Origin of the sequence: Herbaspirillum sp. meg3, assembly GCF_002257565.1 — a bacterium.
Lineage (GTDB): Bacteria > Pseudomonadota > Gammaproteobacteria > Burkholderiales > Burkholderiaceae_D > Herbaspirillum.
Map to the genome: position 1 here is coordinate 714,986 of NZ_CP022736.1, position 12,261 is coordinate 727,246.

16 protein-coding genes are annotated in these 12,261 nt (G+C 57.7%); 13 read left to right on the forward strand and 3 right to left on the reverse strand.

Features of this window, described 5'->3' with window-relative positions; genetic code table 11:
- Nucleotides 1-17: 17 nt before the first annotated feature.
- Both trmL and hmeg3_RS03270 read right to left on the reverse strand, forming a co-directional pair.
- Entirely contained in the window at nucleotides 18-500 is a 483-nt protein-coding gene (gene trmL / locus hmeg3_RS03265; protein ID WP_094562462.1) for a tRNA (uridine(34)/cytosine(34)/5-carboxymethylaminomethyluridine(34)-2'-O)-methyltransferase TrmL, read from the reverse strand.
- A 48-nt stretch (nucleotides 501-548) separates the two neighbouring features.
- On the reverse strand, nucleotides 549-1,310 hold the full coding sequence (locus hmeg3_RS03270) for a ComF family protein (protein ID WP_094562463.1): 762 nt from the start codon (nucleotides 1,308-1,310) through the stop codon (nucleotides 549-551).
- Between the two features lie 97 nt (nucleotides 1,311-1,407).
- Between hmeg3_RS03270 and hmeg3_RS03275 the strand changes: the two genes are divergently transcribed.
- The 8 genes from hmeg3_RS03275 (at nucleotide 1,408) to hmeg3_RS03305 (ending at nucleotide 7,830) form a co-directional block, all read left to right on the forward strand.
- Entirely contained in the window at nucleotides 1,408-2,343 is a 936-nt protein-coding gene (locus hmeg3_RS03275) for a methyltransferase domain-containing protein (protein ID WP_094562464.1), read from the forward strand.
- Nucleotides 2,344-2,572: 229 nt separating this feature from the next.
- Nucleotides 2,573-3,013, forward strand: a complete 441-nt coding sequence (locus hmeg3_RS03280; RefSeq protein ID WP_094562465.1) for a DUF2244 domain-containing protein — start codon at nucleotides 2,573-2,575, stop codon at nucleotides 3,011-3,013.
- Nucleotides 3,014-3,065: 52 nt separating this feature from the next.
- Entirely contained in the window at nucleotides 3,066-4,238 is a 1,173-nt protein-coding gene (coxB, locus tag hmeg3_RS03285; protein ID WP_094562466.1) for a cytochrome c oxidase subunit II, read from the forward strand.
- 65 nt (nucleotides 4,239-4,303) lie between these two features.
- A complete protein-coding gene (ctaD, locus tag hmeg3_RS03290; protein ID WP_094562467.1) occupies nucleotides 4,304-5,917 on the forward strand; it encodes a cytochrome c oxidase subunit I in 1,614 nt (537 codons plus the stop codon).
- Nucleotides 5,918-5,949: 32 nt separating this feature from the next.
- Nucleotides 5,950-6,057 carry a cytochrome oxidase small assembly protein gene (locus hmeg3_RS25010; RefSeq protein ID WP_232511845.1) on the forward strand — a complete coding sequence of 36 codons (108 nt, stop codon included), beginning with the start codon at nucleotides 5,950-5,952 and terminating at the stop codon, nucleotides 6,055-6,057.
- Complete coding sequence (locus hmeg3_RS03295) at nucleotides 6,054-6,599, forward strand: cytochrome c oxidase assembly protein (protein ID WP_007879570.1); 546 nt, start codon at nucleotides 6,054-6,056, stop codon at nucleotides 6,597-6,599. The genes hmeg3_RS25010 and hmeg3_RS03295 overlap by 4 nt, the downstream gene beginning before the upstream one ends.
- Before the next feature lie 53 nt (nucleotides 6,600-6,652).
- On the forward strand, nucleotides 6,653-6,868 hold the full coding sequence (locus tag hmeg3_RS03300; RefSeq protein ID WP_007879574.1) for a DUF2970 domain-containing protein: 216 nt from the start codon (nucleotides 6,653-6,655) through the stop codon (nucleotides 6,866-6,868).
- A gap of 101 nt (nucleotides 6,869-6,969) precedes the next feature.
- Nucleotides 6,970-7,830, forward strand: a complete 861-nt coding sequence (locus hmeg3_RS03305) for a cytochrome c oxidase subunit 3 (RefSeq protein WP_094562468.1) — start codon at nucleotides 6,970-6,972, stop codon at nucleotides 7,828-7,830.
- Nucleotides 7,831-7,968: 138 nt separating this feature from the next.
- On the opposite strand, the gene hmeg3_RS03310 is transcribed toward hmeg3_RS03305, so the two are convergent.
- The gene (locus hmeg3_RS03310; RefSeq protein WP_094562469.1) at nucleotides 7,969-8,169 is read right to left on the reverse strand and encodes a twin transmembrane helix small protein; all 201 of its coding nucleotides are present in this window, start codon (nucleotides 8,167-8,169) and stop codon (nucleotides 7,969-7,971) included.
- 99 nt (nucleotides 8,170-8,268) lie between these two features.
- On the opposite strand from hmeg3_RS03310, the gene hmeg3_RS03315 reads away from it, so the two are divergent.
- From hmeg3_RS03315 to hmeg3_RS03335, 5 genes are all read left to right on the forward strand, one after another.
- The gene (locus hmeg3_RS03315) at nucleotides 8,269-8,988 is read left to right on the forward strand and encodes an SURF1 family protein (RefSeq protein WP_094562470.1); all 720 of its coding nucleotides are present in this window, start codon (nucleotides 8,269-8,271) and stop codon (nucleotides 8,986-8,988) included.
- Between the two features lie 79 nt (nucleotides 8,989-9,067).
- The gene (locus hmeg3_RS03320) at nucleotides 9,068-9,586 is read left to right on the forward strand and encodes an SCO family protein (protein ID WP_369828877.1); all 519 of its coding nucleotides are present in this window, start codon (nucleotides 9,068-9,070) and stop codon (nucleotides 9,584-9,586) included.
- Nucleotides 9,587-9,593: 7 nt separating this feature from the next.
- The gene (locus tag hmeg3_RS03325) at nucleotides 9,594-10,730 is read left to right on the forward strand and encodes a heme A synthase (protein WP_094562472.1); all 1,137 of its coding nucleotides are present in this window, start codon (nucleotides 9,594-9,596) and stop codon (nucleotides 10,728-10,730) included.
- 1 nt (nucleotide 10,731) lies between these two features.
- Nucleotides 10,732-11,625, forward strand: coding sequence for a heme o synthase (gene cyoE / locus hmeg3_RS03330; protein ID WP_094562473.1), 894 nt, complete (start codon nucleotides 10,732-10,734; stop codon nucleotides 11,623-11,625).
- On the forward strand, nucleotides 11,625-12,218 hold the full coding sequence (locus hmeg3_RS03335; RefSeq protein ID WP_094562474.1) for an SCO family protein: 594 nt from the start codon (nucleotides 11,625-11,627) through the stop codon (nucleotides 12,216-12,218). Before cyoE ends, hmeg3_RS03335 begins: the two co-directional genes overlap by 1 nt.
- Nucleotides 12,219-12,261 lie beyond the last annotated feature (43 nt).

Here is a 12,261-nt window from a genome sequence, read left to right on the forward strand (position 1 = left end):
CGAACCGGCCGGCGATATCAGCTGCCGCCAGCAAAGCCATTCTGCCGCCACGCTTCATACACCACCACGGCAACGGTATTCGACAAGTTCAGGCTGCGATTGTCCGGCCGCATCGGCAGGCGGATGCGCTGGCTGGCAGGGAAGGATTCACGCAGTTCCGGCGCCAGACCGCGCGTTTCTGCGCCGAACACGAATATGTCGCCGGGACGGAAGGCGACTGCGGCAAACGGTGTCGAACCATGCGTGGTCAGCGCGAACATGCGCGCTTCATCAAATTGTGGATCCGCCCGGCGTTTTTCGATGAAGGCGTCCCAGTCGGGATGCACCTGCATGGTCGCGTAGTCGTGATAATCCAGCCCCGCGCGTCGCATCTTGGCGTCGTCAAGCGGAAAGCCGAGCGGCTCGATCAGGTGCAGTTGCGCGCCGGTATTGGCGCACAGGCGGATGATGTTACCGGTATTGGGGGGGATTTCCGGCTCGACCAGAACGACGTGAAACAAATGATTCTCCTTGAATGAAGCAACTGATGATGCAGATGAGAGTCTGCGCTATTTCGATATCGTGCGCGCAAACACGATATTGGTCACGCGCCGGGCGCCAAAGCGCTTGAGCGTGGAAGCGATTTCGTTCAGTGTTTCGCCGGTGGTGATGACGTCGTCAATCACGCCGATATGCGCGCCGCGCACGTAGTTCATCGCTTGTGTCGGCACCACGAAGGCACGGCTGATGTTGCGTCGGCGCTCTTCGGTGGGTAGCGTCGCCTGGGCCAGGGTGTCACGCAGGCGAACCAGCAGCTGCTCAAGCGGGATATTGAGTTGGCGCGACAGCGGCCGTGCGATCTCCAACGATTGGTTGAAGCCGCGTTCCTGGAGTCGTGATTTCCCCAGCGGCACCGCTGTCAACAGTGTGGGCAGCGCTAGGCCGCGGTCGGCGTAATGCACGGCTGTGTCCCGCAACATTCCGGCCATCAGGGGCGCCAGCGGCAGCTTTGCGCCGAACTTCAGTGCCAGCACTAACTGGTCGGCCGGTGCGGCATAGTCGGCCACCACGATGGTTGCGTCAAAGGACGGCTTGTTCTTCAGGCAGTCGCCGCAGCGGATTTCCTTTGCTGTAGTCGGAATCGGCATGGCGCATTGCACGCAGCGGCGTGGGCGCGTCGTGAAATGTTGTTCGTGGCAAGGCTCGCAGACGGCATTACGGTCGGTCTGGCCACACAGCACGCAGGATGAGGGCAGCAGTTGCGGCAGCCAACGCGGCCAAAGCAGGCTTCGGGTCACGCTTTTAGTTACACCTTGCAGGCGGACGAACATCGCGGATTATCCTGACGGCTGAGGGTGGGTTTGCACCAAAAATGGGGATTTGGACTACACTAGCGCCGATTATCTCATCTTGCCCGTCCGATTTTTCATGTCTTTGCCTTCGCCTAACGCCAGCGCCAAATTGAGCGCACCGATCGATCTGCCTTTGGTGCGTCGCCTGTTTTCCACACCGGCGCGCGTCGCGGAATCGGACTTTTTGCGCCGCGAAGTGTCTGCACGCATGCAGGAAAAGCTGCTGCTGATCAAAATCGAGCCGCAGCGCGTGCTGGACGCCGGTTGCGGCGAGGGTGCCGACATCGCCGCGCTGCAAAAACGCTTCACCGAAGCGCAGATCATTGGCCTGGATGGTGCTTTCAGCATGCTGGCCTTGGCGCAAGGACGCCTGCAGGCAGCGCAGTCTGCCGTCAACCGCTTGCTGACAAAATGGTTGCCGTCATCCGGTTCCGGCAGTGCCGGTAGTCTGGCGTGCGCTGATTTCGCCCAACTGCCGTTTGCCGCCAATGCCCTGGACGTGGTCTGGTCCAATCTGGCTTTGCAGTGGCATCCCCAGCCGGATCGCGTCTTTGCCGAATGGCGCCGCGTTCTGCGCGTTGAGGGTTTGCTGATGTTCTCCTGCTTCGGTCCGGATACCTTCAAGGAAGTGCGCGCCGCCTTCGAAACCGTGGATACCGCCCCGCACAGCCTGCCGTTCGTCGATATGCACGACTTCGGCGACATGCTGGTCAATGCCGGCTTTTCCACGCCGGTCATGGACATGGAAAATATCACCGTCACCTATGAAACGCCGCAGCGTCTGCTGGCCGATGTTGGCGCCTGGGGCGGCAATCCGCTCGAAAGCCGGCGTCGCGGCCTGCTCGGACGCGCCGCCTATGGCAAGGTAGTCAACGCGCTGGAGCAATTGCGCGACGCTGACGGCAAGATACCGCTGACGTTTGAAGTGATTTATGGCCACGCCTTCCGTCCGGTGCCCAGGACCACCGCCAGCGGAGAGTCGATTATTCGTTTCGATTTACCGAAAAAATAGCCATGCGGGCCGCCGATTCGACATTTCATCGTGTTGTCTCGTCGTCCGGAACGGATTTTTTTGGTGCAGGCGGATGCTTTCCGAAGGCTGAAAAGGCATTGTGTCAAGAGCGAAAAAGCGACTTTATTCCGCTTGATAACATTTACAGTTACCCCTTATACTCCGAGGGTTTTAGCTTGTGCGGACGTGCTCGGCCTCGCGGTTTGGAGGGTAATAATGAGAGCATGCCGTGGTAAAGCGGGAGTGGATGTTGAAGCGCAACTGTTCGATTGCGCCGCACCAATTGGGGCAAGTTTTCGCGATCCTCTGCGCGGTTTCTTTGACAGTAGCGTTTATTTTCACTTTGCGTGGAGCCTGGTACATATTAGTTTTCTCTGTACTTGAGTTGTCCGCAGTCGGTTTTGCTTTTCTGATTTATGCACGTCATGCGACTGATCGCGAATATATCGCGCTGGTCGAAGATTGTTTGCTGGTCGAATTTGTACACGCAGGAAAAACGAGTCGCTTCAGGCTCGATCTGCATAAGATACAAATCGAACCGGCAGGGTCTCACCGCAAATTGGTGAGGCTGGAGTCCTCTGGAATACGAGTCGATGTAGGTCGGTACCTGACGGAATGGAAGAGACGCGAGTTCGCACTGGAGCTGAGGCAGGAAATCAGCAAGCAGTAGCGTCAGGTAGTTGGCACAATTCTTATAATTATTTTGGGCTTTTGAGGAAATCATGATAATTGCGAAGCGCCTTCATTCTTTGCTACTTGGTGCATCGCTCCTGGCGGCTTCAGTACCGTCATGGGCATGGGGTGATAAAGTCGTCGATAGCAAGGGCGGTCCGGCCGTATTGCAGACTAATTTCCAGCCACCGGTCACGCAGATCGCTGAGCAGATCTATGATTTGCATCACCTGATGCTGATCATCTGCCTGGTGATTTTCCTCGCCGTGTTCGGCGTCATGTTTTACTCCATCCTCAAGCACCGCAAATCCCTCGGCCACAAGTCGGCCAGTTTCCACGAAAGCACGACCGTTGAAATCGCCTGGACCGTGGTTCCTTTCCTGATCGTGATCGGCATGGCGCTTCCCGCCACCAAGACCGTCGTCGCGATGAAAGACACTTCCAACGCCGACCTGACCATCAAGGTCACCGGCATGCAGTGGAAGTGGGGCTATGATTACCTCAAGGGCGAAGGCGAAGGCATTTCCTTCCTCTCCAATCTGGCCACCCCGCGTGAACAGATCGTCGACTCTTCGCTGAAGAAAAACGACAACTACCTGATCGAAGTCGACAATCCAGTCGTCGTGCCGGTCAACAAGAAAGTTCGCATCGTCACCACCGCCAACGACGTGATCCACTCGTGGACCATTCCGGCGTTCGGTGTGAAGCAGGATGCGATTCCCGGCTTCGTGCGCGACACCTGGTTCAAGGCCGAGAAGATCGGTACTTACCGCGGTCAGTGCGTTGAGCTGTGCGGCAAAGACCACGCCTTCATGCCTATCGTCGTCAATGTCGTCAGCGAAGCCGACTACAAGACCTGGGTCGACGGCAAGAAAAAAGAAATGGCCGCCAAAGCCGATGATCCGACCAAGGTCTGGACTATCGACGAGCTCAAGCAGCGCGGCGAAAAAGTCTACACCTCCAATTGCGTGGTTTGCCATCAGGCCAACGGCAAGGGCGTCCCCGGTGCATTCCCTGCGCTGGACGGCGACCCGGTCGTGAACGGCCCGAAGGCCGCGCAGATCAATACCGTGTTGAACGGCAAGAACGCGATGCCAGCCTGGAAGTCGGTACTGAACGACACCGAGATCTCGGCCGTGATTACCTACACGCGCAACAGCTGGTCCAATAAAGCACAAGAAAATATCGTTCAACCAGCTGACGTACTGGCTGCGCGCAAGTAACTGAACTGAGTGAGAACCTGAGCGCTTACTTCGTACGCGCACATGTATCGAATTGGGAGACTGAAATGAGCACAACAGTAGTCGATCACGGCCACGATCATTCGCACGCACACGGGCACGATGATCACGGACATCATGACCACCCGCACGGCTGGCGCCGCTGGATCTTCGCCACCAACCACAAGGATATCGGTACCCTGTACCTGTGGTTCTCGTTCACCATGCTGCTTTCCGGCGGCGTGCTGGCGCTGCTGATCCGCGCTGAACTGTTCCAGCCCGGCCTGCAATTCTTCCGCCCTGAATTCTTCAATCAGCTGACCACGATGCACGGTCTGGTGATGGTGTTCGGCGCGATCATGCCGGCCTTCGTCGGCTTCGCCAACTGGATGATTCCGCTGCAGATCGGCGCCTCCGACATGGCGTTCGCCCGCATGAACAACTTTTCGTTCTGGCTGCTGCCGCCTGCGGCGCTGCTGCTGGCCGGTTCCTTCCTGGTGCCGGGCGGCGCGACTGCCGCCGGCTGGACCCTGTATGCGCCGCTGTCGACGCAAATGGGCCCTGGCATGGACATGGGTATTTTCGCGATGCACATCATGGGCGCATCGTCGATCATGGGTTCGATCAACATCATCGTCACCATCCTCAACATGCGCGCTCCCGGCATGACGCTGATGAAGATGCCGATGTTCTGCTGGACCTGGCTGATCACCGCCTACCTGCTGATCGCTGTGATGCCGGTGCTGGCAGGCGCGATTACCATGACGCTGACCGACCGCCACTTCGGTACGTCCTTCTTTAATGCAGCCGGCGGTGGCGATCCGGTGATGTATCAACACATTTTCTGGTTCTTCGGCCATCCTGAGGTCTACATCATGATTTTGCCGGCGTTCGGCATCGTGTCGCAGATCATCCCGGCCTTCGCCCGCAAGCAATTGTTCGGTTATGCATCGATGGTCTACGCGACTGCCTCGATCGCGATCCTGTCGTTCATCGTCTGGGCCCACCACATGTTCACCACCGGCATGCCGGTGACTGCACAGCTGTTCTTCATGTACGCCACGATGCTCATCGCCGTGCCGACCGGTGTGAAGATCTTCAACTGGATCGCCACCATGTGGCGCGGTTCGATGACGTTTGAAACACCGATGCTGTTCTCGGTCGGCTTCATTTTCGTGTTCACCATGGGCGGCTTCACCGGCCTGATCCTGGCGGTGACCCCGATCGACATCCAGATGCAGGATACCTATTACGTGGTGGCGCACTTCCACTACGTTCTGGTGGCCGGTTCGCTGTTCGCGCTGTTCGCCGGTTTCTACTACTGGGGTCCGAAGTGGACGGGCTTCATGTACAACGAAACCCGCGGCAAGATTCACTTCTGGAATTCGCTGATCTGGTTCAATGTGACTTTCTTCCCGATGCACTTCCTGGGGTTGGCCGGCATGCCGCGTCGCTACGCCGACTATCCGGCGCAATTCACCGACTTCAACATGGTTGCGACCATCGGCGCCTTCGGTTTCGGTCTGTCGCAGGTGTACTTCCTGTTCTTTGTCGTGATCCCATCGATCAAGGGCGGCGTCAAAGCGGAAGACAAGCCATGGGAAGGTGCTGAAGGCCTGGAGTGGACAGTGCCGAGCCCGGCGCCTTTCCACACATTCGAAACGCCACCGACAGTTAAATAAAGGGAGCGGCAGGCTGGTCCTGCCCACTCTGTATGACAGATCGTAAAAAACCGAACAATCTGCGCACAGGCTTGTTGCTGGCGCTGGTAGCAGCAGGGTTCTTCATCGGTATCTTCATTAACCGCATCTGGTTCAAATGACGACCGATCGCAAACTGAATCGGCAGATGCTGGGGAAGTTGCTGGTTATCGCCGTCCTGATGTTCGGATTCGGGTACGCGTTGATCCCTGTGTACAAGAAGATTTGTGAAGTGACCGGCGTCAATTTTCTGACACCCAAGGATGTAACGGTCGAAGCGCCAACGAATAGCCAGATCGACAAAAGCCGTACCGTGACGATCGAATTCGACGGCAATTCGCAAGGTCCTTGGCGCTTCCGCCCGACGGTGGCAAGCATGCAGGTGCACCCGGGCGAAATGACCCAGGTGCTGTACGAAGTGGTCAACACGCAGGCGCGCAGCGTCGATGCGCAGGCAATACCGAGTTACGCGCCGCAACAGTCGGCGGCCTTCTTCAAGAAGGTGGAGTGCTTCTGTTTTACGCAGCAAACCCTGGGGCCGAATGAGGCCAAGCAGATGCCGGTGGTGTTCTACATCGATCCGGCGCTGCCCAAGGATGTGAAGACGATTACGCTGTCTTATACGTTCTTCGAAATTGAAGGACTGAACAAGAAGGCAAGCTGAAGCAAACCGGCGGCAGACATCTGCTTCCTGTAGTCAAAGAAGGAAAGCGGCAAATGAGCGACTTGAAAGACGCAACGCAGCGCAAGGCATCATTTGCGGCGACGATGAAGGCGGTGTTCTGGTCTTTCTTCGGCGTGCGCAAGCGCAGCGATTACGAAAGCGACGCCGCCAAGCTGAATCCGCTGCATGTCATCATCGCGGGTGTCATCGGCGCAGCGATTTTTGTGACCGTATTGGTGTTGATAGTAAAGATGGTGGTGGCTCAGTAAAAACGCTCAGCGAAGCGATGCTGGATCAACCAAGGGATGTGGCAGTGCCAGTCTGAAGCAGTCATTTATAAAAGATCCGAATTTTGTATTGGGAGATGGAGATGAGTTCTCAACACGCTAAAGCACCGTACTATTTCGTACCCGGTCCATCACAATGGCCGGTGCTGGCGGGCATATCGATGCTGGTCACCATGGCCGGCGCTTCGGCCTGGGTCAACGGTCATTCCTGGGGCATGGCGCTCAACATTATCGGCATCCTCGCGGTGCTGGTGGTGCTGTACAAGTGGTTCGGCCAGGCCATCGGCGAGTCCGAGTCCGGCCAGTACAGCGAGCGCATTGACGCGTCTTTCCGCTGGAGCATGGGCTGGTTCATCTTCTCGGAAGTGATGTTCTTCGCGGCATTCTTCGGTGCGCTGTTCTATGCGCGCAGCATCACCATGCCATGGCTGGCCGATCTGGATCACAAGGTGATCTGGCCCGACTTCGCCGCACACTGGGGTAACTCCGGCCCGGCGGGCACGATCGAATCGTTCCAGACCATGGGCCCGTTCCCTATCCCGACCATCAATACGGCCTTGCTGTTGCTGTCGGGCGTGACGCTGACGATTTCGCATCACGCGCTGCGCGCCGGTCATCGCACCCAGACTGCGATCTGGCTGTTTGCGACGATCCTGCTGGGGGCGATCTTCATGGGCTTCCAGGCTTATGAATATCATCACGCCTACAGCGAACTGAACCTGAAGCTGACCTCGGGCGTCTACGGCTCGACCTTCTTCATGCTGACCGGCTTCCACGGTTTCCACGTGACGATGGGTGCGATCATGTTGTCGGTGGTGCTGTACCGCGTGCTGCGTGGCCATTTCACGCCGGAACATCACTTCGCCTTCGAAGGCGCCGCCTGGTACTGGCACTTTGTGGACGTGGTCTGGCTGGGTCTGTATGTCGTGGTCTACTGGCTGTAAGATCAGGTAGCCAGCCAACAAAAAAGCCGCACTTCGGTGCGGCTTTTTTACGATCAGACGGTAGCTCGAAAATAATCGGAAAACGTGTAACCTTCCGGGTGATTCTTTGTCGAAGCAGCCGGATTCCGCAGCACGACGTCAGCGGAGTCCGGTAGGCTGAATCAGGCCGAATTTATACGCCACCAGCAACAGGATAAACAGCAGCACCGAAAAGCCGACGCGCAAGGTGAGTGCATAGACCGTGCGGCTGCTTTTGCCCTTGTCCCGCATCAGGAAAAGGAGTGCGGAGGCAAGGCTGCCGATGATCAGGATGAAAGCAATGGCGACGATGATTTTCATGGCGGAATCTGTCTCGGAGGCGGAAACGTCTTTATCTGCGGCCTGCAGAATCGTATGCCGCGTAGAGACTATTGTTGTATTGAGTGAAATGACATTGTAATGCCAATCAGATTCCGGGTTAGATGGGTTCCACTGGTTGCGACGCTGATTGTCGCGGCCATCGGCATATCGCTGGGGCAGTGGCAGACGCGCCGCGGCGACGAAAAACAAGCCATCCAGAACAAAATGGCCGAACGTCAGGCCGCACCAGCAATGGCGCTGACCGGCAATGCGCAGCAATTGGACGTGGGACAGAGCGAATACCGGCATGTCCGGGTGAAGGGCGAATTCATTTCTTCGTGGACCAGCTATCTCGACAATCGGCCCTACAACGGCGCGCCGGGCTTCTATGTCCTGACCCCGTTTAAAATAGCGGACTCGGACACCTCGGTACTCGTCGAACGAGGCTGGATACCGCGCGATATCACCGACCGCACCAAGGTGCCCATGTTGCCGACACCAGCGGGCGTGGTCGAGATCGAAGGTGTGATCCGACGCGATGCAGGCCACTTGCTGCAATTGGGCACGGCAGAGGCGCCGAAGCCGGGCGCCATCATGCAGAATCTGGATCTTCCGGCCTATGCCGCAGCCAGCAAGTTGAAGCTTGCACCTTTCCTGATCGAGCAGGCTGGCGAGATGAAAGACGGATTGGTGCGCGACTGGCCTGCGCCGTCGCTGGGTATTGAACGTCATCGCGGCTACGCCGTGCAGTGGTATGCGCTGGCCTTGATGGCCGTTATTTTCTTTGTTGTGACAGGATTTCGAAGTGGAAAAAAGTAAAGAGCTGGCCCCTCAGGAAACGCAACGCAAACGCGGCCGCTGGAAGCTGCTCGTGGTCGTTGCGGTATGCGCTGCACCGATGATCGCTTCGTACATCACCTACTACGTGATCAAGCCGCAAAGCCGCACCAACTACGGTGCGCTGATTGATCCACGCCAGTATCCTATTCCTGCGCTCGCCAGTACTGAGCTCGACGGCAAGCCGGCGAAGCTGGAAGACTACAAGGGGAAATGGGTGATGCTGCAGGTAGCCGGCGGCGAATGTGATGACGCCTGCAAGACGCGCCTGCTGGCCATGCGCCAGCTGCGCCTCATGCAAGGCAAGGAAATGGAGCGCATTGAACGCGTCTGGCTGATCACGGACGCCAAGCCGCTCGACACCGTGCTCATGCGCGAATACGACGGCACTGACATGTTGCGCGTTGATGCAAAATTGTTGAAGGCCTGGCTGCCGACCGACGAAGGTACCTCAATGGAAGATCACATCTACATCATTGATCCTCTGGGCAACTTGATGATGCGCTTCCCCAAGGATGCGGACCCCAACAAAATGAAAAAAGACATCAGCAAACTGTTGCGCGCCTCGGCGATAGGGTGATGCGGTCATGCTGATTCAACTTGCCATCATGGGTTTGCTGGTTGCGCTGATTCCGCTGACGCTGACCTGGGTTTCCAACGACGTCAATAAATACCGCAAGCTGGTCTGGGTCACGCTGTTCCTGACCTTTGACCTGATCATGTTCGGCGCTTTCACGCGCCTGACCGATTCCGGACTTGGCTGCCCGGACTGGCCGGGTTGCTACGGCCACTCCAATCCGCTGTTGGCGCACGAGCACATCAGCGCTGCTCAAGAGGCCATGCCGACCGGTCCTGTGACGGTTGCCAAAGCCTGGATCGAAATGATCCATCGCTATCTGGCGATGGCGGTCGGCGTGCTGATCATTACCTTGATGGTGATTGCATGGCGCCGCTGGATCAAATCCCGCCACATCGAAATCAAGTTCCGGCCCTGGTTTCCGACCGCACTGTTTTTGTTCGTGTGTCTGCAAGGCGCGTTCGGCGCCTGGACCGTGACCATGAAGCTGCAGCCCATCATCGTCACCATTCACCTGCTGCTTGGCCTGACGCTATTGGCGATGCTGGCCTGGCTGGGCGCGCAACAGAATGAGCATGTGCCGGTGTCGGCACTGGGGCGGGCGTTGGCATTGCCGGCATTGATCGGCATGTTGCTGCTGATCGTGCAGATTGCACTCGGTGGCTGGGTCAGCACCAATTACGCTGCGCTGGCTTGCAATGACTTTCCCTTGTGTCATGGCGCGGTGATTCCGCAGATGGATTTCGAAAACGGTTTCACCCTGTGGCGTCATCTGGGCAAGACCGCCGACGGCGAATATCTGCCGTTTCCTGCCTTGACGGCCATCCACTGGGTGCACCGGTCATTCGCTTTCGTGGTGATTGCTTACGTCGCCTGGCTGGCGCACAAGGCGCTCAAGGATGCGGGACTGCGCAAAACCGGGCGTTGGCTGCTGATCGTGATCGCGCTGCAACTGGTGACGGGCTTGTCGACCATCTACCTGAACTGGCCGCTGGCGATTGCCGTCATGCACAACGGTGGGGCAGCCTTGCTTCTGCTTTTGCTGGTCATGTTAAACTACAAAGCTAGGTACGCACCGCTCGCCGAGGGGAAAACGGCCCGTATTTCCGCCCTGCGTGCAGGGGAAAACACTGCGCCGACAATCTGACATGACCACATTGACCGTACAAACCAACCGAATTGCCCAGTATTGGGCGCTGACCAAGCCGCGCGTGACCCAGCTCGCGGTGTTCTGCGCCGTTATTGGCATGTTCCTGGCCACGCCGGAATTGCCGGACTGGCGCAAGGTCGTGTTCGGCACGATCGGCATCTGGCTTCTGGCCGGCGCCGCGTTCGCCATCAATTGCCTGGTGGAACGTGAAATCGATTCGCGCATGGCGCGCACTGCACGCCGTCCGATGGCGCGCGGCGAAATCACCGTGATGCAGACGCTGGTGTTTTCCGGTGTGATCGGCGGCATGGGCATGTGGGTGCTGTACAGCCTGGTCAATCCGCTGACCATGTGGCTGACACTGGCAACCTTCGTCGGCTACGCCGTTATTTATACGATCATCCTCAAGCCGTCGACGCCGCAAAATATCGTCATCGGCGGCTTGTCCGGCGCGATGCCGCCGGCGTTGGGTTGGGCTGCAGTGGCCAATGACGTGCCGATGCAAGCCTGGATTCTGGTGCTGATCATCTTCATCTGGACGCCGCCGCACTTCTGGGCGCTGGCTATGTATCGCCGCGACGACTATGCAAAATCCGGCCTGCCGATGCTGCCGGTCACGCATGGCATGAAGTTCACCCAGCTGCAGATCCTGCTCTATACGATCGCACTGTTCGCTACCACCATGCTGCCTTTCGCTGTCGGCATGAGCGGCCTGATCTATCTCGCCAGCGCAGTCGTGCTGGGCGGGATTTTCTTTTATTACTCCTGGCAGATTTATCGCCACTACACGGACCTGATCGCGCGCAAGGCGTTTACCTATTCGATCATTTATCTGTCCCTGTTGTTTGCGGTACTGCTGGTCGACCACTATTTCCTGTTCAGGACTTTCTGATGAAGCGTTTGCGTTCGTTGTTGCCGGCAGCGTTGCTGGCCTTGTCCACGTTGATGCTGGCCGCTTGCCAGGGCAATACCGAGAAGTTCGTCAACACCGATGTCACGGGCCTGGAATACGCGAAAGACTTCGCGCTGACCGACCACAACGGCAAACCGCGTACGCTGGCTGACTTCAAGGGCAAGGCGGTCGTGATGTTCTTCGGTTACACGCAATGCCCGGATGTCTGCCCGACCACGATGGCCGAGATGGCCAATGTGATGAAGGAGCTTGGTCCACAAGCCGACAAGGTGCAGGTCTTGTTCGTGACCGTTGATCCGGCGCGCGATACGCCACAGATTCTATCGCAGTACGTGCCGGCTTTCGACAAGCGTTTCCTCGGCTTGTATGGCGATGAGGCGGCAACTGCCAAGGTCGCCAAGGAATTCAAGGTGTTCTTCCAGAAGGTGCCGGGCAAGACGCCGGGCAGCTACACCATGGATCATACTGCCGGCAGCTACGTCTTCGATCCGCAGGGGCACATCCGTCTGTTCGTCAAGCATGGCCAGGGCGCAGAGCCCATCGTGCATGATTTGAAATTGCTTTTGTCGTAGTCGCCGGTCAACACGCGACGAAGATGGCAAGCAAAAAAAGGCG